The following is a 21,045-nucleotide window of genomic DNA, read 5'->3' as shown; positions in this document are numbered from 1 at the left end:
GCGCCGTGACACCGGCACGATCGAGTCGCGACACTCGCACACCGCGACCGTTCACCAGGTTCGCCGCCCTGTGCGCCATCGGCTCGGCCGTCGCCCTCACCGGCTGCGCCGACGCGGGCGACGACGGCCCTGAGGTCGTTGTGACCACCAACATCCTCGGCGACGTCGTCCACGAGATCGTCGGCGACGAGGTGTCGATCGAGGTCTTGATGCCGGCTGGGTCCGACCCGCACTCCTTCGAGATCTCTGCGCGGGACGCAGCCGACGTCGAGAACGCCGAGCTCATCGTCGCCAACGGGCTCGGTCTTGAGGAGGGGATCGCGCAGATCGTCGCCGCCGCCGAGCAGGACGGCGTGCCCGTTCTCGAGGCCGCCGCGGCCGCCGACCCTCTCCTCTACAGCGACGGCGCGAGCGCCGGCACCGAGGACCCGCACTTCTGGACAGATCCCGCCCGGATGCTCGCGGCTGTCTACGCCATCGAGCAGGCGCTGCTCGAGCACGTTCCGCGAGCATCGGCCGACGGGATCAGGACGGGCGCTGACGAGTACCGAGACGAGCTCCGCACCCTCGACGCGTGGATGACCGAGTGTTTCGCCTCGTTGCCTGACGACCGCAGACGCCTCGTCACGAATCACCACGTCTTCGGGTACCTCGCCGAGCGCTACGACTTCGAGGTGATCGGAGCCGTTGTCCCGAGCGGAACCACTCTTGCGTCGCCGAGCGCCTCAGACCTCGACGAGCTGGCGACAGCCATCACCGATGCGGGTGTGCCCGCGATCTTCGCCGATTCCTCTCAGCCGGATCGTCTCGCGCAGGTCCTCGCCGAACAGGCGGGTCTCGACGTCGCCGTCGTCGGGCTGCACACCGAGTCTCTCAGCACCGATGACGACGCCGACAGCTACCTCGACATGATGCGTTCGAACACCGAGGCGATCGTCGCGGCCCTGAAGCCCTGACCGGCATCGCACACCACGCATCACACGTCACACCACACGCATCCCGAGACCACAGCCCCACAGAAGCGGGCGACGGCATCCGTCGCCCCGACGAGAAAGAAGAGAAATGATCAGAAGAACACGCACCATGAGCCTCGCGGTCGCGGCGGGCGCGGCAATCACCCTGGCACTCACAGCGTGCGGCGGAACGCCCACGGCCGGTTCCGACCCGTCTGCCGCAGAGCCGGATGCCGTGGACTGGCAGGGCGATCCGATCGTCACGACGTACGACGGCGGTATCTATGTGCTCGACGGAGAAACCCTCGAGGTCGTGGCCGACATCCCCCTCGACGGCTTCAACCGGGTGAACCCTGCCGGAGACGACGACCATGTGCTCGTGTCGACCACCGGCGGGTTCCAGGTGCTCGACGCGAGGGGGACGGAACTCACGGACGACGTCTTCGAGGCCGCCACACCCGGTCACGTGGTGCGCCACGGGGAGCAGACGGTGCTCTTCGACGACGGGACGGGCGAGGTGACGATCTTCGATCCGCATGACCTCGGCTCTGGACTGCCTGAGACCCGCGGCTACAAGGCAGCCGACGCGCACCACGGTGTGGCCATCGAGCTCACGACCGGCGAGCTCGTTGTCAGTCTCGGCACCGAAGAAGAGCGTGTGGGCGCGGTGGTGATCGGCCCGGACGGCGATGAGATCTCTCGCGCCGAGAACTGCCCGGGTGTGCACGGCGAGGCGACCGCGCAAGACGAAGCGGTGGTCATCGGCTGCACAGACGGCGTGCTGCTCTATGCCGACGGCACGTTCACCAAGATCGACAGCCCGACCGAATACGGGCGCATCGGCAACCAGGCCGGCACAGACGCCTCGCCGATCGTCCTCGGCGACTACAAGCAGGATCCGGATGCCGAACTCGAGCGTCCAGAACAGGTCGCCCTCGTCGACACACGAGATGCGACCCTCGAACTCGTCGACCTGGGCACGAGCTACACCTTCCGTTCTCTTGCCCGCGGACCTCACGGGGAAGCGCTCGTCCTCGGAACGGACGGCCAGATCCACGTGATCGACCCCGAGACCGCCGAAGTCGAGCGCACGATCCCGGTCATCGACGAGGAGTGGACCGAACCGCTCGAGTGGCAGGACCCGCGGCCCGCGATCTTCGTTCGCGACCACACAGCGTATGTCAGCGATCCGGCCTCGAAACGGGTGCACGCGGTCGACATCGAGTCCGGTGAGATCCTGAAGAGCGTCGACCTCGACGAGGCGCCGAACGAGCTCAGCGGCACGGTGCACCAGCACTGAGTTCGTGCTCCGGCACACGGATCTGAACCCGCCGCCCGGCTCGCACGGTCATTCGACCGCGCGAGCCGGGCGGCTTCTCGTTCGACGCGCGGTCACGGGCGATGGCTCGAACGGCTGTTGCCCGGTCGAGCCGCGGCGTACCATGCGAATCAGGTGCGAGCTGTCGCAAGAGGTGTCGGCGCCGGTCGATGCTCGGCAACACGCGGAACGGATGACCTGCGAATGATGAACACAACGATGCAGATGATGCAGATGCACGAGAAGGACATGCCGATGCAGGGCATGGACATGGCGATGATGCAGGAGTGCATCGAGGCGTGTTCGGCCTGCGAGCAGGCGTGTACGACGTGTTCGAGCACCATGACCGGCGACGGGATGATGACGTGCATGAACATGTGCATGAACACCGCGGACATGTGCAACACGATGATGCGGATGATGATGCGGCCGGCCGGCATGCACATGCAGACGATGCTGGCGGCGCTCGAAGCGTGTATGACGCTCTGCACTGCCTGTGCCGAGGAATGCGACACGCACAAGGACATGCACGCGGACTGTGCGATGTGCGCTGAGGCCTGCCGCCAGTGCGCGATGGCCTGCCAGAAGATGATGGACTCGATGAAGAGCTCGATGCAGATGTGACACGAGCAGCACCGGACGTGACCAGCACCGGACATGACCGGCACCAGAATAGGAGATCGGCGCGGCACAAGGATGAAATCGGCGGTTTCTACTCGTTGCCGCCGCGACGTCCTTTTCTCGCGTTCATGACGGGGATGCCCCGTCCTCTTCTCGCGCTCACCCTCAGCCCTCGGCTGAGGGAACCGCTGGCGCCTCGAGAACGTTGACGAGCTGTCCGCCGAACGCGAGTGTGCCATAAAGACCGTGCAGCGCGACCGGGTCACCCGCGCGCAGACGGTCGCTGAGGTCGCTGTGGTGCCAGAGCCAGACCGTGTCGGCCGAGTCGATGCGGTCGATGGCGATCCAGCCGCCCGTCGTCACCGAGCGCACGATCGCGTCACTCCACTTGCTCGGAGTCGCGGCCGCGATGCGCGCCTGCAGCGGACGCAGCGCGTGGCCGGGCGCACCGTGCTCACAGATCGAGTGCGTGCACTCCATCGTGTTCCGCACCGTGTTCCGCGTGCGTGTGCGCCGTGTGTGATCGCGCTCTGTCGACATCCTGACCTCCTCTGCTGCATATCCGCGACCGGCTCGTGCCCGTTCGCTCATTCAAAGGTAGGCTCGGCGAACGGATGCCGCATCCAAGCCGTCACACGGCGCAACATTCGCGGGAGGGCGGCGACATCCGACCGTCGGCGCGGGACGATCAGCGGGCGAGGGCCGACGCGCCGACGCGCCGATGCGCCCTACGAGCGCACGACGTACCAGCGGCCGCGCACACGTTCTGTGACCTTCCAGCTCGGGGCTTCTGCGAGTCGATTGGTCACAGCGGCCACGTGACCGCCCACCTGGAGCGCGGTCTCGGCATCCTCTGCGGTGAAGCGCACGATGACCTGCGCTCTGCCCGCGACGATTCCGAGATCGGATGCCTCGACGACAGCGATTTGCGACGCTGCAGCGGCCGCCGCCGGCACAACGGACTCTGCGGCGACGCCGGCTCGCAGTGCACCGATGGGCATGGTCACGCGGAACGAAGGCATACCACCAGGGTATTCCGCTGAAGCCTCGCCGAAAGCGTAACAACAGTGTTACGCTTCTGGCATGGACCTCTTCGAAGCCGTCGCGGATCCGGTGCGTCGCGATCTGCTGACGCAGCTGTCCAGAAGCACTGCGACCGCCGGCACCCTCGCCGCGAATCAGCGGGTGAGCCGCCCGGCGGTGAGCCGACACCTGCGCGTTCTGCGAGAGGCCGACCTCGTTCGCGTCACGCAGCACGGCCGTGAGCGTGTCTATGAGATCAATACCGCACCGATGCGTGCGGTCTGCGCGTGGATAGAGAGCCTGACGGGTGACCACGAGCGGCTCGCGCCGATAAGCAGCACTCAACTCGACGCACTCGAGCTCGAGGTGCGACGCACGGTACGCACGCGCGAACGCAGCCACGCGCGCACTCGCGCACAACCCGGAACGAAGGCAGAGATCGCACGGCGCGCCCGTGCATCCGGCGACATCAGAGAGGATTCAGCATGATGAACGACAAACCGGGCACGGGAATCCCCCTCGGCACCGGCACACTTCACGAGCGGGGTGGCCAGCCTGAACTCGTCTTCGAACGACAGTTCACGGCGCCGATCCACGATGTGTGGGCGAGCATGACGAACCCCGAACAGCTCGGGCGCTGGATCGGCCGGTGGGTGGGAGACCCTGCAAGCGGGCGAGTCACCTTTCTGATGACTGCAGAAGACGACCCTGAGCCCGAAGAGATCATCATTCGCGAGTGTGCCCCACCCCACCGGTTCTCAGCCGACACCTCGGTGGGCGAAGGGTCATGGCACGTCTTCTTCGAGCTGAATGAAGACGCCGGCGTCACCACCCTCGTGTTCGGGCAGCGCCTCTCGCCGGGCGACGATCCCCGTTCTGTCGGGCCAGGGTGGGACTACTACCTCGACAGACTCGTAGCCAGCCGCGAGGGCCGCAACCCCGAGGACGTCGACTGGAACAACTATTACCCGGAACTCAAGGCCTACTACGCCGCCCTCGTGCCGATGGATTGAAGCACCATGTCGTGGCTCTGACCGCGCCACGGTGCGTCATCCGCCGTGCCGGGCGCTTCCGACGGCAGACTGGTCGCGCACGGTTCACCCGGCGAGGTCAGGAGCGGACATGGCGACGATTCCCACCGAGCGAGGCCTCGACAGGCTCGTCAACTTCTCTGACGCCTCTGTCGCGATCGCGATCACGATCTTGCTGCTGCCCCTCGTCGACGTGGCCCAAGACATCAACCAGGTCTCGCTCGGCGAGCTGCTCGACGAGAACTCGGGCACACTCATCGCCTTCGCGTTCACCTTCGCGGTGATCGCACGGTTGTGGACCGCGCACCACCGACTCCTCGAGTCGGCGGGCAGTTACGACCACCGGATCGTCTGGGTCAACTTCGTCTGGCTGGCGAGCATGGTGTTCATGCCGTTCACCGGCAACCTGCTCGCCCACGCCGACTTCGGTGACCGCGGGGTGAACGCGCTCTACATCGGCACGGTCTTCGTGTCGTCGGCGTCCCTCTTCGTGCTGAGGCTCATCCTGGTGCGCTCACCGCACCTCAGGGCCGGCAGCGACGACTCAGACGATCTGCTGATTCTCGACGGCGCTCTTCCGGCTGGTGTGCTCCTGCTCGCGCTCGTGCTCGGCGTGCTCATGCCTGACATCGGCGTGCTGTGGTTGCTCCTGCTCATCATCGCCGGCATCGCGAGGAGACTCATCGTCAGACGGCGGTCCTCCCGCTGACCGAGCCTGGCGCTGACCGAACCTGCCGAGCTCCCCTCCCGGTGACGGATGCCTGTTGAGATCCCGCTCCCCGAACGAGCCCGCCGGGCCACCCGTTGCCCGGCGGGCTCGATCACACGTGGGCCGTGTCGTACTACTCCTTGTTCATCCTGTCTTGGGCTGCGCCAGCTGCCTTCTCCACAACGTTCGGGAGCTCTGTCGTGCCATAGAAACGGGCGTCCGGATGCGTCGGAGGGGGCATCGGCACACTGCTCTGCGGCTCTGGAAGGTACTCGAACGTGCCGTTGCCGTCTGGCGTGACCCCGCTCGCCCATGATCCCTCTGCCGCCTGCCGGCCGTCAGAGAAGTTGATGTACTGGTATGACACCTCTGTGAACTCCTTCGACTGCGGAAAGTTGCTCGGCACCGGCAGGTTCTCGACTCCTTCTTCTTGCAGCTCACGGGCCGCGGCCAGCCACTGGTTCTGGTGCATGGTGTCGCGGGCGAGCAGAAACGACAGAAGGTCGCGCACCCCGGGGTCGTCTGTCATGTGATAGAGCCTGGCGACCTGCAGCCGACCCTGCATCTCGGCGTTGGCGTTCGACGTGAAGTCGGCGAGCAGGTTGCCGCTGGCGGTGATGTAGCTGCCCTGCCAGGGATTGCCCATGCTGTCGACGGGCCTGGCCCCGGCGCCCGCGACGATCCCCTGCTGGATGTCTGTGCCGCCGACGACGGCCGCCACCGTCGGATCGTTCTGCACCGCGTCTTCGGTGATGCCCAGCGGCGCTTTCTCGAGCAGCTGGGCGATCATCGTCGCGAGCATCTCGACGTGCCCGAACTCCTCGGCGGCGATCCCGAACACGAGGTCGCGGTACTTGCCCGGGATATGCATGTTCCACGCCTGGAAGCTGTATTGCATGGCGACCGTGATCTCGCCGTACTGTCCGCCGAGCACCTCTTGGAGTTTTCGCGCGTACACCGCGTCTGGCTTCTCGGGGGTGGCATTGTGCTGCAGTTCTTGTTTGTGAAAATACACCGCTGGCTCCTTCACCTTGACTGCCCCGGCACCGGACTGGCACGCCCACCTGGCCGGCGAACGAGGGTGCGGGGATGTCCGCCACGGTAGCGCCGGGCTCGATCCCCTCCACCGGCTTGATTTTCTGAGAAGTGGGCGCTAGTCGGCACCGGCGCTCTCGGGCAGCGACGCCATGTCATCCTTGAGGCATGAACGTCGGATGCGACTGGCGCGGGATCACACGCTGATGGCCAATTCACCGAGCGGCGAATCCGTCACCGAACGGATCGTGCGCGTGCTCGAGACGTTCGACACGGATCGCACCGTGCAGTCGGTGAGCGAGATCGGTCGCCGAGCCGGGCTGCCGACCTCGACCGCGCACCGCATGGTGCGGGATCTCGTCGAGAGCGGGATGCTCGAACGCGACGAGGCAGGGCGGATCCGGCTGGGCCTGCGGCTCTGGGAGCTGGCGCTGCGCGGATCCCGTGCACTGCGGTTGCGCCAGGCCGCCCTGCCGCACATGGAGCGTGTGCAGACCAGGCTCCGCGAGCACACGCAGTTGGCTGTGCTCGAGAACGACGAGGCGCTGTTCATCGAGCGCCTCTCGCACCCGCAGGCCGGAGCGAACATCACACGGATCGCCGGTCGCCTGCCGCTGCACGCGTCGTCGTCTGGACTGGTGCTGCTCGCGTTCGGGCCCAGCGAGCTGCGAGAGCGCGTGCTGTCCGGCCACCTCTCGACCGTTTCGTCCGAGACGGTCACCGACGCGACGCGGCTGCGCAGAGCGCTCGACGACATCCGCCGAGACGGTGTGGTCGTCGCACCGGGCACCGTCGAGACGGTGTCGACCGGGATTGCCGTTCCGGTGCGCAACGCGCGTGGCAGCGTGATCGCCGCGCTGTCGGTAGTGCTGCCGCGAGACGCGCCGACCGCGGGCGCCGTCGACGAGCTGCGGGCTGCATCGTCTGCGATCACCGCGACGCTGGGTGCACAACACTGAACGGGCCTCCCACTCGACCGTCTTTCCCATTCAACGGGAAGACGATGGCCGGCGCGCCTCCGATCGTCGATGATCGAATCACCGGCAGGCGCCGGAACCATCGGCCAACGCCACAACCATCGCCAACGTCATAGGAGACGCCATGACAGAACGCACCCGCGTCGCCATCATCGGAGCGGGGCCGGCCGGCCTGCTGCTCTCGCACCTGCTCGACAGCCAGGGCATCGAGTCGATTGTGATCGACTCGCGCACCCGCCACGAGATCGAGACCACGATCCGTGCCGGCATCCTCGAGCAGGGCACCGTCGAGGTGCTGACAGAGTCCGGGGCCTCCGACCGGGTGCTGACCGTCGGCCGCAAGCACAACGGCATCGAACTGCGCTTCGAGGGCGATGGGCACCGCGTCGACTTCGCCGGCACCGTCGGGCGGGGCGTCTGGCTGTACCCGCAGCATGAGGTGCTCAAAGACCTGATCGCCGCCCGCCTCGCCGCAGGCCAGGACATCCGTTTCAGAACACAGGCTGACCTCGTCGACGGCGCCGAGACCGAGAGGCCGCGCGTCGTCGCAACGGATGCCGAGGGGCAGCGCATCGAGATCGAGGCCGACTTCGTCGTCGGTGCAGACGGGTCGCGCAGCGTCACCCGCACCGCTGTCACGGGCTCGCAGACCGGCGGCTACTTTCGTGAGTACCCGTTCGCCTGGTTCGGAATTCTCTGCGAGGCGCCTCCGAGTTCCGACGAGCTGATCTACAGCAACTCTCCGAACGGGTTCGCGCTGATCAGCCAGCGAAGCCCCGAGGTGCAGCGCATGTACTTCCAGTGCGATCCAGAGGCAGACACCGAAGCCTTCAGCGAGGCCCAGCTCTGGGACGAGCTCCAGTCGCGCGTGCCGGGCACCACCCTGCATCAGGGCCCCATCTTCCAACGCGACGTGCTGCGCTTTCGCAGCTTCGTGGCCCACACGCTGCGCAGGGGCCGGGTGGCGCTCGTCGGCGACGCCGCCCACACGGTGCCGCCCACCGGCGCGAAGGGCATGAACCTCGCCATCGCCGACGTCGTGCTGCTGAACGACGCGCTCGGCGCTCTGCTGAACGAGAACGACAGCCGCCTCATCGACGAGTTCCCCGAGACGGCCTCGCACCGGATCTGGAAGGCGCAGCACTTCTCGTGGTGGATGACGAACATGCTGCACACCGCTCCGACCGCGACCGATTTCGATCGGCGCCGTCAGGTCGGCGAACTGCGCTCCGTCGTCGAGTCCGAAGCCGGCCGCACGTTCCTCGCCGAGGCCTACACCGGCTGGCCGCTCGCGGGGAGGTAGAACGGGCGGGCGGTGACGCATGAACGGTCGGGCGATCCTCTCACACGCGGCTAGACTCTCGCGGTGAGCATGCCAGACGTCGCAGACGGCCGACCCGACCGACGCGGACCCTCCCGCGTGCGCTCGTTCGGCCTGCTGTTCGCGGCGGTCTGCCTCATCGCCGTCAACCTTCGCGCCACGATCACCGGCGTCGGTCCGCTGCTGGCGCAGATCAGCGCCGACACCGGACAATCGCTCGCCGTGCTCGGCGCACTGACATCGGTGCCCCTCATCGTGTGGGCCATCTGCTCACCGTTCGCACACGGTTTGAGCCGCCGTTTCGGTCTGGGCCGCGCGGTGCTCATCGCGCTCATCGCCCTGGCCGCGGGCACCGTCGTCCGATCCGTTCCCGGCTCGACGGCGAACCTCTGGATCGGCACGCTCATCATCGGCATGGCACTCGCACTGGCGAACGTGCTGATGCCGGCTGTCGTCAGACGAGGGTTCGGTGCGCGAGTCAACGTGATGACCTCGCTGTACACAGCACTGCTCGCCGGGTGCGGCGCTATCGCATCCGGCATCGTCGTTCCGCTCTCGCACGTGCCCATGCCAGACGGCGGAAGCTGGGGATGGCGCGTCGCACTGCTGCTCACCGGCTCGGTGGTGCCCATCGCGATAGTGCTCTGGGTGCTGCACACACGACGCGTCCCCGAGAAACGGATGCCGCCGGTCGTCAGAGCCCAGAGGGGGCCGACGGTCTGGCGCGACCCGGTCGCCTGGCAGATCGGGTTCTACATGGGCCTGCAGTCGATCGTCTTCTACATGCTCGCCACCTGGCTCGCCCCCTATTCGGCGTCGACGGGGCGAAGCGAGGCGGTCGGCGGGGCCGACGCGATGATCTACCAGCTCTTCGGCATCGTCGGCGCCCTCGGGTTGTCATCGGTGCTTCGCGGCGGCCTCACCCGCTGGGTTCCAGCGATCCTGCCGGTTATGTCGTCGTTCGGCATCGTCGGTCTGATGCTCGCGCCCGGGTCGATCATCGGCTGGCTGATCTTGCCTGGACTCGGCAGCGGCGCATCGCTGGCCATGTCCATGTCACTCATGGCGTCTCGCGCTCGCGATCACAACACGGCATCCGCCCTGTCCGGCATGGCACAGACCGTCGGCTACGTGATCGGCGCCTGCGGCCCGATGGCCTTTGGCTGGCTGCTCTCGGCGAGCGGTGGCTGGACAGCTCCGTTCAGCCTTGTGCTGCTCGCCCTCGCCGGTCAGTGCGTCGTCGGCATCGTCGTGGGGCGTGAACACAACGTCTTCGACGCGCTCGAGAACCGGTGAGCGAGCCGCGACGGCAGCCGGCGGGGACTACGCCGGGAACGCCAGACGACGCAGCAGGTCGTGCAGGACTCCGCGCTCGTCGTCACTCAGTCCCGCATGCGCCGCGAGTTCGGCGCGGGCGACCGCTTCTGCGGCGCCGGCGTGCACAGACCGGCCCTCGCCGGTGAGGACCACCACGTTCGCACGGCGATCGTGGGGATCGGGTTCACGCACAACGAGTCCGCGCTGCTGCAGGTCATCGACCAGCGCAACCACCTGGCTGGGGTCCAGACGCAGGAACTCGGCGATCTCGCGCTGTGTCGGTTTCACCTCGTCTGCCGCGAACGCGAGCACCGAGTACGACCGCACCTTCAGGCCGAACGGGGTGAGCGCCTCGTTGCCCGCGATGACCGATTGCGCGTTGGCGCGAGCGAGCAGAAAGCTGACGTCGTCACCGAGACGCTGTGCGACAACGGGCGCCGGATCGTCTGTGCTCGCCATAGCCATACAGTAGCAAAGTGCAACTCATCAATTATTGACTTCTTCAAGTATCTTTGCTCTGATGGTACCGACGCGAAGGAGCACACCATGTCGTTGAAGGGCAAAGTAGCCATCGTCACCGGTTCCGGCCGCGGACTCGGGCTGGCATACGCGCGGGAGCTGGCCCGGCAGGGCGCATCCGTCATCGTCAACGACGTCGACCAGGCAGCTGCCGCAGACGCCGTCACGACCATCGAGCGGGCGGGTGGCACCGCCGCAGCCGTCGTCGCCCCGGTAGGTCCGGCCGAGACGGCGAAGAAGCTGGTCGACACCGCCTTCGAGACATACGGCCGCCTCGACATCCTCGTCACCAACGCGGGGGTACTGCGTGACACGGTGCTGTGGAAGATGAGCGACGAAGACTTCGACACCGTCGTCAACGTGCATCTGCGGGGCACGTTCACCTGCGTGCGCGAGGCCGCAACCCGCATGCGAGAACAGGGGGAGGGCGGCCGCATCATCTGCATCGGGTCGCCGACGGGCCAGCGAGGCAATTTCGGCCAGACGAACTATGCAGCGGCGAAGGCCGGCATCGTCGGAATGGTGCGCACCTGGGCCATGGAGCTCAAGAAGGCCGGGATCACCGTCAATGCCGTGATCCCCGTCGCCGCCACCGAGATGACCAAAACCGTTCCCTACTTCGCCAGTGCCGTCGAGGCCAGCGAGAAGGGCGAGGCGATGCCGGCGTTCTTCCGCCACGATCTCGGGTTCGGGACGCCAGAGGACGCCTCTGGCATCATCGCCTACCTGTCGTCGGACGAGGCGGCGGATGTCACGGGCCAGGCCATCGGCATCGGTGGCGACCGCCTGCAGCTGTGGTCCCACCCGGAGCCGGCGGCGACAGCCTATCGCGAGGGCGGCTGGACGTACGAAGCCCTCACCGAGTCGTTCGCCGACGCAGTCGGACCGCTTCAGAGCGTCGGCGAGACGTTTCCGCCGCTGCCGGACGAGCTCAAGCCCGCACCGAGCGCCTGACCAGCATGGCGCAGACGATCCGCTACGAACCCGCCATCGACGTCGGTGCGCTCGACGCGATCGACACACACGTGCACATCGAGATCGACGAACACGGTCATTCGTCGCTGCCCGACGACCTGGCCGAGGCGGCGAGCAGATACTTTCGCACGGACGGGCCCCGTCCAGATCTGGACAGCATCGCCGGCTACTATCGCGAGCGTCGTATGGCCGCCGTCGTCTTCACCGTCGACTCGACGACACAGCTCGGCCAGCCCCCGATCTCGAGCGCCGAGATCGCCGCAGGCGCCGCGCGTCACAACGACGTGCTGATCCCGTTCGGCTCCGTCGACCCCCGCCGCGGCGATGCCGTCGACCTCGCGACCAGGCTGATCGAGGAGTCCGGGGTGCGAGGCTTCAAGTTCCATCCCACCGTGCAGGGCTTCGACCCGAGCGACGAGCGCTTCCACCCGCTCTACGACACGATCCGGCGTGCGGGGATCCCCGCCCTCTTCCACACCGGCCAGACCGGCATCGGAGCGGGCATGCCCGGTGGACGCGGCTTTCACCTCGCCCTGTCGAACCCGATGCTGCTCGACAAGGTCGCCGCCGCCTTTCCCGACCTGCAGATCATCATGGCTCACCCCTCGGTGCCCTGGCAGGATGAAGCGCTCTCGGTCGCGACCCACAAGCACAACACCTGGATCGACCTGTCCGGCTGGAGTCCCACCTACTTTCCCGCCGAACTCGTCCGCTACGCCAACTCCCTCATCTCCGACCGTGTGCTCTTCGGATCCGACTTTCCCATGATCACCCCGGAGCGCTGGATGCGCGATGTGGCGAACACCGCGCTCAAACCCGAGGTCATGCCGGGCATCATCAAGAACAACGCGGTCCGCCTTCTCGGACTGGGCTCGTAGGCCCGCCATGGATCCCGTCATCGACAGCTACGGCTTCGGCACGCGTCTGAGCCCGGCTGCGCGTCGCGCGCTCAACGGCCTGCAGCAGGTGCTCGACCGGGACGTCCGGCCACTGCTCGCAGAGGCCTGGGAACACGCGGTGATGCCGCAAGAGGTGCTCGACGTTCTCGCGTCGCTGCATCTCATGCAGCCCGATGGCGTCGACGTCGCAGAGGCCGATTCGAGTATGTTCTCGGGCTTTCGCAACCTGGTTCTGGCCAGAACGGATGCCTCGGTGGCGACACACTACAACGGCCAGTCCGGTCTCTTCCGCACGGCGGTGCGCCACGGCGGATCGCCGGAGCAGGCCGACGAGTGGGATCCGAAAGTGCGCTCATTCGCCGTGAGGGGAGCGTTCGCGCTGACCGAGCCCGAGCACGGATCCGACATCGCGGGCGGTCTGGCGACAGTGGCGAAGCGCGACGGAGACACGTGGACGCTCCACGGCGAGAAGCGCTGGATCGGCGCGGCCGCAGACGCAGACGTGATCGCCGTCTTCGCGCGCGACGCAGATGATCGCCGCGTCAAGGCGTTTCTCGTCGACCGTGACACGCCAGGTCTCGGACTCACGACGATCACGGGCAAGATCGCCCTGCGACCGGTGCAGAACGCCCACATCACCCTGAACGGCGTGTGCGTGCCTGAGCACCGCCGCCTGCAGGGCATCGATTCGTGGCGGGATGTCGCCGGACTGCTTCGGCGCATGCGCTCGGACGTCGCGTGGATCGCCACGGGTGTGCAGGCCGGCGCGCTGGACGCCGCTGTGCGCTACACACGCGAGCGCGAGCAGTTCGGCCGGCCCATCGGCGGTTTTCAACTCGTGCAGGAGAAGCTCGCCCGGATGCTCGGAAACGTCACGGCATCACTCGCGATGGTCGTGCAGCTCTCTGCCCATCAGGACGCCGGCGAATGGAGCGATGAGAACTCGGCGCTCGCCAAGATGTGGACGGCGCTGCGAGCGCGCGAGACCGTCGCGCTCGGCCGCGAGCTCCTCGGCGGCAACGGTCTGCTGCTCGAGCACGATGCCGCCCGCTTCTTCGCCGACGCCGAGGCCGTCTATTCCTATGAGGGCACCCACGAGGTCAACGCGCTCATCGTGGGGCGCTCGCTCACCGGCGAATCCGCCTTCATCTGAACCGCCACTCATATCCCCGCAGGAGGAACCCATGACCCGCACAGTCGCATACGCCGACATCGAAAGCCTCGCCGGCGCCGACCTCGGCTGGACCGACTGGTTCGAGATCGCTCAGGACCGCGTGAACCGGTTCGCCGAGGCGGCCGATGACCAGCAGTGGATCCACGTCGACCCCGAACGCGCACGGGCCGAGAGCCCGTTCGGCGGCCCGATCGCCCACGGTTTTCTCACTCTGTCGCTGACGATCCCGTTCTGGACCGAGCTGCTCGATGTCGAGGGGGTCACCACCAAGGTGAACTACGGGCTGGACAGGGTGCGCTTCATCTCGCCGGTGAAGGTCGGCGCGCGAGTGCGGATGAACGCCGTCGTCGCAGAGGTGACCGAGGTCAAAGGCGGCTACCAGCTCGCCGTCGACGAGACCGTCGAGGTCGAGGGGGGCGACCGCCCGGCGGTGGCGGCACGTGCCCTCTACCGCTTCTACGCCTGAGGCCCGATTCTGCCCGGGCGGATCCGTGCTGCGCTCCACCGTTCGGCGCCTGCCCGGCTCATCGAAGACCACCCCATCGCTCTCGACGAGGAGAAAGTGACATGCAGAACCAGGGAATCGGCGCTTGGATGGCCAAGCGTCGTCTGAAGAACCCCGACAAGACGGCGCTCGTCTTCGAGGGCCGCACGTATACCTACGGCGAGCTGGCCGATGCGGCCGACCGGATCGCGGCCGTGCTGCATCTGCGCGGCATCGGCAAGGGGGATGCCGTCGCGTACATCGGCGAGAACAGCCCGGAGTTTCTCCAGACGCTGTTCGCAGCGGCGCAGATCGGGGCCGTCTTCACGCCGGTCAACACACGTCTGGCTCCGCCGGAGATCACCCATGTGCTCACGGACAGCGGGGCGCGTGCGTTGATCCATGACCCCGCCTTCGCCGAGAAGGCCGCACCCGGCGTCGAGGCGGCCGGCATCGCCCACGTCATCCAGACCGGCGAGGGCGACGGATCCGGCCCCGGGCTGAACCGCCTGGCGGCCGGGCGCCTCGGCGGCCACCTCGACGTGAGCGTCACGCCCGACGACCCAGCGGTGATCATCTACACCTCGGGCACCACGGGAAAGCCGAAGGGCGCCGTGCTGACGCACGGCAATCTCACGTGGGCCTCGATCAACTGCCTCGTCGACTACGACCTCGTCTCCCGTGATGTGGCTCTCTTGATCTCGCCGCTGTTCCACGTCGCCGCGCTCGGCATGGGCGCACTGCCGATGTTCCTGAAGGGTGCGACGATCGTTCTCGAGAAGGGTTTCGAGGCCGGCCGGGCACTTGCCCTGATCGAGCAGCACGGCATCACCATGCTCAGCGGGGTGCCGACGACCTATCAGCTGATGGCAGACCACCCCAGCTGGGCGGACACAGACCTGTCGACCCTCGAGAAGCTCACCTGCGGCGGGTCAGCGGTGCCCACCCGCATCCTCAACGCATATGAGGAGCGCGGCCTGTCGTTCTCGCAGGGATACGGCCTGACAGAGACATCGCCAGGCGCCACGAGCCTCTCCCCGGACAGGACGCGCGACAAGCAGGGCAGCGTGGGGTTGCCGCATTTCTTCACGGACGTGCGGATCGCCGACGAGAACGGCGATGTGGCGCCGCGCGGCACAGTGGGCGAGGTCGAGATCGTCGGCCCGAACGTCTTCCCCGGTTACCACGGCCTGCCGGACGAGACGGCGAAGGCGTTCACCGACGACGGATGGTTCCGATCGGGCGACATGGGATTTCTCGACGCCGACGGGTTCTTGTTCATCGCCGACCGGCTGAAGGACATGATCATCTCTGGCGGCGAGAACATCTACCCCGCGGAAGTCGAGAACCTGATCAACGACTATGAGGGCGTCACCGGAGTCGCCGTCATCGGCGTCCCCGACGAGAAATGGGGCGAGGTGCCGTGGGCGGTTCTCACGACCCGCGAGGGGGTCGATGTGACGACGGATCAGCTCAAGGGGTTCCTCGACGGCAAGCTGGCGCGTTACAAGATTCCGAAGAACGTTGTCATCGTCGACGAGTTCCCCCGCACAGGCTCTGGAAAAGTCCGCAAAGCCGACCTTCGCGCCCGTTTCGGCGGGCGGTGACGCCCGCCGGTCCTCCTGGGCGTGTCATCTCGTGGATTTGCCTATAGACATTCCCTATGGTGATAGGTACTGTAATCGGGATGGCGTAACGAGGCGCATCCAATCGGAAGGACCCATCCGTGACAGCTGGTCAGAAACTCATCGAAGACTTCTCCCTGGAGATGACCGGGAAGGACATCCCCGGCCTGCAGGAAGCACGGGATCTGATACCGCAGGGAACACGCATCAACGTCACTTTTCTCGGCAACGAAGACATCGACATGCGTGTTGCGGCCGCGAAGGCCGTGAAAGACGCCGGTTTCGTCCCGATCCCCCACATCTCGGCCCGCCGCCTGGCATCGCAGGCACAGCTCGAAGAGTTCCTCGACCGTCTGCAGCAGGTCGGCGCGACCGAGCATGTCTTCGCCGTCGGTGGCGACCCCGCTACACCGGAGGGGCCGTTCGACAGCTCGTACGACGTCATCCGCTCCGGGGTTCTGCAGCGCTACGGCGTCACGGAGGTCAGCATCTCCGGCTATCCCGAGGGGCACCCGGACATCGCCGACGACGTGCTCTGGGATCACCTCGAGAAGAAGTCGGCCTCGCTGGCGGAGCAGGATCTGGGCGCCGTGATCCTCACCCAGTTCGCCTTCGACACCCAGCCCGTGAAGACGTGGATCAACGGGGTGCGCGAGCGTGGCATCGAGTCGACGATCCGCGTGGGCACACCGGGCCCCGCCGGAATCAAGCGCCTTCTCGGGTTCGCACGGCGCTTCGGAATCGGTGCAAACGCGATGATCGTGAAGAAGTACGGCTTCTCGCTCACCAACCTGATGGGAACAGCAGGACCTGACCGGTTCATCAACGACCTCGGCGGCCTCGTTGATGCCGACCCGGCATCCGGCGACGTGAAGCTGCACTTCTACACATTCGGCGGACTGCGCGCGACAGCCGACTGGGCGCGCAACTTTCACGAGTCGGCGTCTTAAGAAGCACAACGCCCCACAGGCGTCGAACTCATCGATTCCAGACCACCCACACAAAAGAAAGGTTCATCGTGGCACCGAAGAATCTCCAAGAAGTCCTCGATTCATCAGGGAGCGCCGTCGACCTGCTGCGCAACTCGCAGATCGGCTCGTACATCTACCCGGTCGTTCCGGCCGACTTTCAGAACTGGATCAAGGAACAGCGCGCATGGCGGCAGACCGCCGTGCTCTACGACCAGTCGCACCACATGGACAACCTGTTCCTCAAGGGCTCAGACGCGATCAAGCTGATCAGCGACACAGCTATCAACTCGACGGCGAACTTCGCCGTGGACAAGGCGAAGCAGTACGTTCCGACGACAGCAGGCGGTCACGTCATCGGGGACGGCATCCTGTTCCGCGAGGCCGAAGACGAGTACGTCTACGTCGGCCGCTCGCCCGCTGCCAACTGGCTCACCTTCCACGGTGAGACCGGCGGATACAAGAACCTCGAGATCGAGGTCGACCGCCGTTCACCGTCCCGTCCGTACGGACACGCCGTCTCGCGCAACTACTACCGCTTCCAGATCCAGGGCCCGAACGCCTGGGCCGTGATCGAGAAGCTCAACGGCGGGCCGCTCGAACAGCTGAAGTTCTTCAACATGTCGACGATGACGATAGCGGGCAAGACCGTGCGCACACTGCGTCACGGCATGGCGGGAGCGCCCGGTCTCGAGATCTGGGGCCCCTATGCGGACCACGACCTCATCCGCGACACGATCGTCGAGGTGGGCGCCGAGTTCGGCCTCGTGCCCGTCGGGTCACGCGCCTACCCGTCGAACACTCTCGAGTCCGGCTGGATCCCCTCGCCGCTGCCCGCCATCTATAGCGGCGAGGCGGAGCGCGCCTACCGCGAATGGCTGCCGGCCGACAGCTATGAGGCCACCGGCACCCTCGCCGGATCGTTCGTGTCCGAGAACATCGAGGACTACTACCTGACCCCCTGGGAACTCGGGTATGGCTCGTTCGTGAAGTTCGACCACGACTTCATCGGGCGGGACGCGCTCGAGAAGCTCGACAAGGAGTCGGCGAAGAAGAAGGTCACGCTCGCGTGGAACGGCGAAGACCTCACGAAGATCTTCGGATCGCTGTTCGACGTCGAGGGGCCGCAGTACAAGTTCTTCGACCTGCCGCTGGCGAACTACGGTTCGGCGAACTACGACTCCGTCGTCGACGCAGACGGCACGGTCGTGGGCTATTCGATGTTCACCGGCTACAGCGCCAACGAGCGTCGCGGCCTGTCACTCGCCGTCCTCGACCCGAACGTGCCGGAGGGCACAGAGGTGAAGGTCGTCTGGGGCGAGCCGAACGGCGGCACCAAGAAGGCCGCCGTCGAGCCCCACGAGCAGACCGAGGTGCGCGCGGTGGTCAGCCCCGTGCCGTACTCGACGGTCGCGCGCGCCGAATACCACGGCGGCTGGCGAACCGGTTACTCCGACGAAGGCTGACGCTCAGCAGGCCTCGCACACAACGAGGGGTTCGGGTTCGACTGCTGTCGCCCGAACCCCTCGCTCGTACCCGCATGCTCACCCTCGAGCACCTCGGGTGACGGATCACAACGCAGATCTCCCGGCGGACCGGACGACGGAAAGGATGGACGGATGAGCCTTCGCTATGCGCTCCTCGCGCTGCTGCGCGTCGGACCCCAGTCGGGGTACGACCTGTACAAGCAGTTCGAGGTGTCGGTAGGGCACCTGTGGCACGCGCCGGACAGCCAGATCTACCCCGAGCTGCGCAAGATGGAGACGGAGGGGCTCGTCCGCGGCGAAGATCAAGTGCGCGGAGAGCGAGGCACACGCCGCGTCTATCACGTGACCGACCTCGGAGAGGCGTCCTACCGCGAGTGGATGGAGGGCCCGCTGAGCTACTCGCGCGTGCGCGAGCCGGCCAATCTCAAGGCGGCCTATCTCGAGGCCGCCTCGCCCGAGGCGGCGCGGGCGTTCCTCGAGGGGCACATTCGCCACTGGCAGGGCGAGCTCGAGCAGTGGGACGAGGAGCTCATGCGCATCGACACGCGCGCGAACCCGATGCTGCGCCGGCGCCTCGACGCGACCCCAGACGGCGATCGAGACCGTGTCGTCGCGTTCAAGCGCTTCAGCTACGAGGGTCTGGTCGACCGCGCCCGCGCCGAGATCGCGTGGGCCGAGCGAGGATTGAAGCTCGTCGAACGCTTCTACGGGGCCATCGATGTCAGAGGCCTGTCCTAGAGTTCCCGATGAACACCCTCGGTGCCGGCCGCACTACATACGTCTGCATACGAGCGGTTACAAATGCCTCGCCGTGCTGTACTCTCTAATGTTGCCACTGTCCACACTCCACTGATTACTCTAGGAACTCTTTGTGGTCCTCCTCCGTTTGACCCTCCATCACGCACGTCCGTATACGCGATCGATCATCGGTGTGTTCATCTGTCAGTTGATCGCGACGATGGCGGCGCTCTACCTGCCCAGCCTGAACGCAGAGATCATCGACAAGGGCGTCTCCACCGGCGACACGGACTTCATCTGGTCGACGGGCATCACGATGCTCGTCGTCTGCCTCGTGCAGGTCGTGTTCGCGATCTCGGGCATCTACTTCGGCGCGAAGGCAGCGATGGCGATCGGCCGCGACCTGCGGCGCGAGATCTACCGCAAGGTCGACTCGCTGAGCGCACTCGAGGTCGGCGGCTTCGGCACCGCCACTCTGATCACACGCAACACGAACGACGTGCAGCAGGTGCAGATGCTCGTGCTGATGACCCTCAACTTCATGGTGTCGACACCGATCATGTGCATCGGCGGCATCATCATGGCGCTCCGCGAGGACCTCGGGCTCTCGTGGCTCGTCTGGGTTGCCGTTCCCGTGCTGTTCGTCGTGGTCGGGTTCCTCGTTGTGCGCCTGCTGCCGTTGTTCCGCGAGATGCAGGAACGCATCGACACCATCAACGGTGTGCTCCGCGAGCAGATCGTCGGCATCCGCGTCATCCGCGCGTTCGTGCGTGAGTCCCACGAGGCCTCCAGATACAGCGAGGCGAACCAGAACCTCACCAGGGTCTCCATCCGCGTCGGCAACCTGTTCGTGTTGATGTTCCCCGTGATCATGATGGTTCTGCACCTCGCGACGGCGGCCGTTCTCTGGTTCGGCGGGCAGCGCGTCGACGCGGGCGAGATGCAGGTGGGCGCCCTCACGGCGTTCCTCCAGTACCTGCTGCAGATTCTCGTCGCCGTGATGATGGGCGTGTTCATGGTCATGATGATCCCCCGCGCGGTCGTCTGCGCCGAGCGCATCAACGACGTGCTCGAGACCGAGCTCAGCATTCGCGCGACGGCACACCCTCGCGACGAGCTGCCGACAACGGGTCGTGTCGAGTTCCGGGGTGTGAGCTTCGGGTACCCCGGTGCCGAGCGGCCGGTGCTCGACGACATGAGTTTCATCGCGGAACCGGGAAAGACCACGGCGATCGTCGGTTCGACCGGAGCCGGGAAGACCACCCTGCTCAACCTCATCCCGCGCCTCTACGACCCGCAGCAGGGAACCGTGTCGATCGACGGCATCCCCGTCACCGAGCTCAGCCGCAAGCAGCTGGCACACGTGATCGGCCTCGTTCCGCAGAAGCCCTACCTGTTCTCGGGCACGATCGGCTCGAACCTGCGGTTCGGACGACCGGATGCCACGGACGAAGAACTCTGGCATGCCCTGCGCATCGCCCAGGCGGAGGACTTCGTGAGAGACAAGCCGAAGGGGCTTGACGAGGGTGTGGCCCAGGGCGGCACCAACGTCTCTGGCGGCCAGCGCCAGCGGCTCTGCATCGCCCGCGCGCTCGTGTCGAACCCGAGGGTGTTCCTGTTCGACGACTCGTTCTCGGCGCTCGACGTCGCAACCGATGCCAGGCTGCGGGCCTCGCTGCACGACGCGACGGGCGACGCGACGGTCATCATCGTCGCGCAGCGGGTGTCCACCATCCGCGAGGCCGACCAGATCCTCGTGCTCGACGCCGGTGTGATCGTCGCCCGCGGCACACACGACGAACTCCTCGAGTCGAACGAGACCTATCGCGAGATCGTCGAATCGCAGATGAGCGTCGAGGGGGTGGCCTGAG

22 protein-coding genes are annotated in these 21,045 nt (G+C 66.4%); 18 read left to right on the top strand and 4 right to left on the bottom strand.

The window, feature by feature from the left end; translation table 11 throughout:
* The first annotated feature begins 5 nt into the window (after nt 1–5).
* The 3 genes from aztC (at nt 6) to ACYVF5_RS15060 (ending at nt 2,895) form a co-directional block, all read left to right on the top strand.
* The gene (gene aztC / locus ACYVF5_RS15070) at nt 6–956 is read left to right on the top strand and encodes a zinc ABC transporter substrate-binding protein AztC (RefSeq protein WP_460947864.1); all 951 of its coding nucleotides are present in this window, start codon (nt 6–8) and stop codon (nt 954–956) included.
* A gap of 106 nt (nt 957–1,062) precedes the next feature.
* The gene (gene aztD / locus ACYVF5_RS15065; protein WP_460947862.1) at nt 1,063–2,253 is read left to right on the top strand and encodes a zinc metallochaperone AztD; all 1,191 of its coding nucleotides are present in this window, start codon (nt 1,063–1,065) and stop codon (nt 2,251–2,253) included.
* Nucleotides 2,254–2,475: 222 nt separating this feature from the next.
* The gene (locus ACYVF5_RS15060; protein WP_460947860.1) at nt 2,476–2,895 is read left to right on the top strand and encodes a hypothetical protein; all 420 of its coding nucleotides are present in this window, start codon (nt 2,476–2,478) and stop codon (nt 2,893–2,895) included.
* 162 nt (nt 2,896–3,057) lie between these two features.
* Here ACYVF5_RS15060 and ACYVF5_RS15055 read toward each other — a convergent pair whose 3' ends face one another.
* Both ACYVF5_RS15055 and ACYVF5_RS15050 read right to left on the bottom strand, forming a co-directional pair.
* On the bottom strand, nt 3,058–3,432 hold the full coding sequence (locus ACYVF5_RS15055) for a hypothetical protein (RefSeq protein WP_460947858.1): 375 nt from the start codon (nt 3,430–3,432) through the stop codon (nt 3,058–3,060).
* Between the two features lie 188 nt (nt 3,433–3,620).
* Nucleotides 3,621–3,914 carry a hypothetical protein gene (locus ACYVF5_RS15050; RefSeq protein ID WP_460947856.1) on the bottom strand — a complete coding sequence of 98 codons (294 nt, stop codon included), beginning with the start codon at nt 3,912–3,914 and terminating at the stop codon, nt 3,621–3,623.
* 61 nt (nt 3,915–3,975) lie between these two features.
* Here ACYVF5_RS15050 and ACYVF5_RS15045 point away from each other — a divergent pair, with 61 nt between their 5' ends.
* The 3 genes from ACYVF5_RS15045 (at nt 3,976) to ACYVF5_RS15035 (ending at nt 5,655) form a co-directional block, all read left to right on the top strand.
* Nucleotides 3,976–4,404, top strand: coding sequence for an ArsR/SmtB family transcription factor (locus ACYVF5_RS15045; RefSeq protein ID WP_460947854.1), 429 nt, complete (start codon nt 3,976–3,978; stop codon nt 4,402–4,404).
* Nucleotides 4,401–4,928 carry an SRPBCC family protein gene (locus ACYVF5_RS15040; protein WP_460947852.1) on the top strand — a complete coding sequence of 176 codons (528 nt, stop codon included), beginning with the start codon at nt 4,401–4,403 and terminating at the stop codon, nt 4,926–4,928. The genes ACYVF5_RS15045 and ACYVF5_RS15040 overlap by 4 nt, the downstream gene beginning before the upstream one ends.
* A 109-nt stretch (nt 4,929–5,037) precedes the next feature.
* A complete protein-coding gene (locus ACYVF5_RS15035; protein ID WP_460947850.1) occupies nt 5,038–5,655 on the top strand; it encodes a TMEM175 family protein in 618 nt (205 codons plus the stop codon).
* A gap of 133 nt (nt 5,656–5,788) precedes the next feature.
* On the opposite strand, the gene ACYVF5_RS15030 is transcribed toward ACYVF5_RS15035, so the two are convergent.
* Nucleotides 5,789–6,670 carry a manganese catalase gene (locus ACYVF5_RS15030; protein WP_460947848.1) on the bottom strand — a complete coding sequence of 294 codons (882 nt, stop codon included), beginning with the start codon at nt 6,668–6,670 and terminating at the stop codon, nt 5,789–5,791.
* A 226-nt stretch (nt 6,671–6,896) separates the two neighbouring features.
* Here ACYVF5_RS15030 and ACYVF5_RS15025 point away from each other — a divergent pair, with 226 nt between their 5' ends.
* The 3 genes from ACYVF5_RS15025 to ACYVF5_RS15015 all read left to right on the top strand — a co-directional run bounded on the left by ACYVF5_RS15025 (nt 6,897) and on the right by ACYVF5_RS15015 (nt 10,284).
* Nucleotides 6,897–7,649, top strand: coding sequence for an IclR family transcriptional regulator (locus ACYVF5_RS15025; protein WP_460947846.1), 753 nt, complete (start codon nt 6,897–6,899; stop codon nt 7,647–7,649).
* 142 nt (nt 7,650–7,791) lie between these two features.
* A complete protein-coding gene (locus ACYVF5_RS15020; protein ID WP_460947844.1) occupies nt 7,792–8,970 on the top strand; it encodes a 4-hydroxybenzoate 3-monooxygenase in 1,179 nt (392 codons plus the stop codon).
* 69 nt (nt 8,971–9,039) lie between these two features.
* Nucleotides 9,040–10,284, top strand: coding sequence for an MFS transporter (locus ACYVF5_RS15015; RefSeq protein ID WP_460948404.1), 1,245 nt, complete (start codon nt 9,040–9,042; stop codon nt 10,282–10,284).
* Between the two features lie 27 nt (nt 10,285–10,311).
* Here the strand turns inward: ACYVF5_RS15015 and ACYVF5_RS15010 are convergent, their stop codons facing one another.
* Nucleotides 10,312–10,764 (bottom strand): MarR family winged helix-turn-helix transcriptional regulator, encoded by a 453-nt coding sequence (locus ACYVF5_RS15010; RefSeq protein ID WP_460947842.1) that lies wholly within the window; start codon nt 10,762–10,764, stop codon nt 10,312–10,314.
* Nucleotides 10,765–10,851: 87 nt separating this feature from the next.
* Here ACYVF5_RS15010 and ACYVF5_RS15005 point away from each other — a divergent pair, with 87 nt between their 5' ends.
* The 9 genes from ACYVF5_RS15005 to ACYVF5_RS14965 all read left to right on the top strand — a co-directional run bounded on the left by ACYVF5_RS15005 (nt 10,852) and on the right by ACYVF5_RS14965 (nt 21,044).
* The gene (locus ACYVF5_RS15005) at nt 10,852–11,778 is read left to right on the top strand and encodes an SDR family NAD(P)-dependent oxidoreductase (protein ID WP_460947840.1); all 927 of its coding nucleotides are present in this window, start codon (nt 10,852–10,854) and stop codon (nt 11,776–11,778) included.
* Between the two features lie 5 nt (nt 11,779–11,783).
* Nucleotides 11,784–12,677, top strand: a complete 894-nt coding sequence (locus ACYVF5_RS15000; RefSeq protein WP_460947838.1) for an amidohydrolase family protein — start codon at nt 11,784–11,786, stop codon at nt 12,675–12,677.
* Nucleotides 12,678–12,684: 7 nt separating this feature from the next.
* Nucleotides 12,685–13,851 carry an acyl-CoA dehydrogenase family protein gene (locus ACYVF5_RS14995; RefSeq protein WP_460947836.1) on the top strand — a complete coding sequence of 389 codons (1,167 nt, stop codon included), beginning with the start codon at nt 12,685–12,687 and terminating at the stop codon, nt 13,849–13,851.
* 31 nt (nt 13,852–13,882) lie between these two features.
* Nucleotides 13,883–14,338: a MaoC family dehydratase gene (locus tag ACYVF5_RS14990; protein WP_460947834.1), complete on the top strand. Its 456-nt coding sequence runs from the start codon at nt 13,883–13,885 to the stop codon at nt 14,336–14,338.
* Nucleotides 14,339–14,439: 101 nt separating this feature from the next.
* Nucleotides 14,440–15,963: an acyl-CoA synthetase gene (locus ACYVF5_RS14985; protein ID WP_460947832.1), complete on the top strand. Its 1,524-nt coding sequence runs from the start codon at nt 14,440–14,442 to the stop codon at nt 15,961–15,963.
* A gap of 161 nt (nt 15,964–16,124) precedes the next feature.
* On the top strand, nt 16,125–16,931 hold the full coding sequence (locus ACYVF5_RS14980; RefSeq protein ID WP_460948402.1) for a methylenetetrahydrofolate reductase: 807 nt from the start codon (nt 16,125–16,127) through the stop codon (nt 16,929–16,931).
* Between the two features lie 68 nt (nt 16,932–16,999).
* Nucleotides 17,000–18,415: a vanillate/3-O-methylgallate O-demethylase gene (gene ligM / locus ACYVF5_RS14975; RefSeq protein ID WP_460947830.1), complete on the top strand. Its 1,416-nt coding sequence runs from the start codon at nt 17,000–17,002 to the stop codon at nt 18,413–18,415.
* Nucleotides 18,416–18,568: 153 nt separating this feature from the next.
* Nucleotides 18,569–19,174, top strand: coding sequence for a PadR family transcriptional regulator (locus ACYVF5_RS14970; RefSeq protein WP_460947828.1), 606 nt, complete (start codon nt 18,569–18,571; stop codon nt 19,172–19,174).
* Nucleotides 19,175–19,307: 133 nt separating this feature from the next.
* A complete protein-coding gene (locus tag ACYVF5_RS14965; protein ID WP_460947826.1) occupies nt 19,308–21,044 on the top strand; it encodes an ABC transporter ATP-binding protein in 1,737 nt (578 codons plus the stop codon).
* The last annotated feature ends 1 nt before the right edge of the window (nt 21,045 follow it).

The organism is Okibacterium endophyticum, from assembly GCF_054780075.1.
This window is presented reverse-complemented; position numbering and strand designations above follow the sequence as displayed.

What these genes read in the sequence shown, in the direction of transcription:
- aztD (WP_460947862.1), top strand. Translation starts at nt 1,063, where the DNA reads ATGATCAGAAGAACACGCACCATGAGCCTCGCGGTCGCGGCGGGCGCG.
- ACYVF5_RS15060 (WP_460947860.1), top strand. Translation starts at nt 2,476, where the DNA reads ATGATGAACACAACGATGCAGATGATGCAGATGCACGAGAAGGACATG.
- ACYVF5_RS15055 (WP_460947858.1), bottom strand. Translation starts at nt 3,432, where the DNA reads ATGTCGACAGAGCGCGATCACACACGGCGCACACGCACGCGGAACACG.
- ACYVF5_RS15050 (WP_460947856.1), bottom strand. Translation starts at nt 3,914, where the DNA reads ATGCCTTCGTTCCGCGTGACCATGCCCATCGGTGCACTGCGAGCCGGC.
- ACYVF5_RS15045 (WP_460947854.1), top strand. Translation starts at nt 3,976, where the DNA reads ATGGACCTCTTCGAAGCCGTCGCGGATCCGGTGCGTCGCGATCTGCTG.
- ACYVF5_RS15040 (WP_460947852.1), top strand. Translation starts at nt 4,401, where the DNA reads ATGATGAACGACAAACCGGGCACGGGAATCCCCCTCGGCACCGGCACA.
- ACYVF5_RS15035 (WP_460947850.1), top strand. Translation starts at nt 5,038, where the DNA reads ATGGCGACGATTCCCACCGAGCGAGGCCTCGACAGGCTCGTCAACTTC.
- ACYVF5_RS15025 (WP_460947846.1), top strand. Translation starts at nt 6,897, where the DNA reads ATGGCCAATTCACCGAGCGGCGAATCCGTCACCGAACGGATCGTGCGC.
- ACYVF5_RS15020 (WP_460947844.1), top strand. Translation starts at nt 7,792, where the DNA reads ATGACAGAACGCACCCGCGTCGCCATCATCGGAGCGGGGCCGGCCGGC.
- ACYVF5_RS15015 (WP_460948404.1), top strand. Translation starts at nt 9,040, where the DNA reads ATGCCAGACGTCGCAGACGGCCGACCCGACCGACGCGGACCCTCCCGC.
- ACYVF5_RS15010 (WP_460947842.1), bottom strand. Translation starts at nt 10,764, where the DNA reads ATGGCGAGCACAGACGATCCGGCGCCCGTTGTCGCACAGCGTCTCGGT.
- ACYVF5_RS15005 (WP_460947840.1), top strand. Translation starts at nt 10,852, where the DNA reads ATGTCGTTGAAGGGCAAAGTAGCCATCGTCACCGGTTCCGGCCGCGGA.
- ACYVF5_RS15000 (WP_460947838.1), top strand. Translation starts at nt 11,784, where the DNA reads ATGGCGCAGACGATCCGCTACGAACCCGCCATCGACGTCGGTGCGCTC.
- ACYVF5_RS14995 (WP_460947836.1), top strand. Translation starts at nt 12,685, where the DNA reads ATGGATCCCGTCATCGACAGCTACGGCTTCGGCACGCGTCTGAGCCCG.
- ACYVF5_RS14990 (WP_460947834.1), top strand. Translation starts at nt 13,883, where the DNA reads ATGACCCGCACAGTCGCATACGCCGACATCGAAAGCCTCGCCGGCGCC.
- ACYVF5_RS14985 (WP_460947832.1), top strand. Translation starts at nt 14,440, where the DNA reads ATGCAGAACCAGGGAATCGGCGCTTGGATGGCCAAGCGTCGTCTGAAG.
- ACYVF5_RS14980 (WP_460948402.1), top strand. Translation starts at nt 16,125, where the DNA reads ATGACCGGGAAGGACATCCCCGGCCTGCAGGAAGCACGGGATCTGATA.
- ACYVF5_RS14970 (WP_460947828.1), top strand. Translation starts at nt 18,569, where the DNA reads ATGAGCCTTCGCTATGCGCTCCTCGCGCTGCTGCGCGTCGGACCCCAG.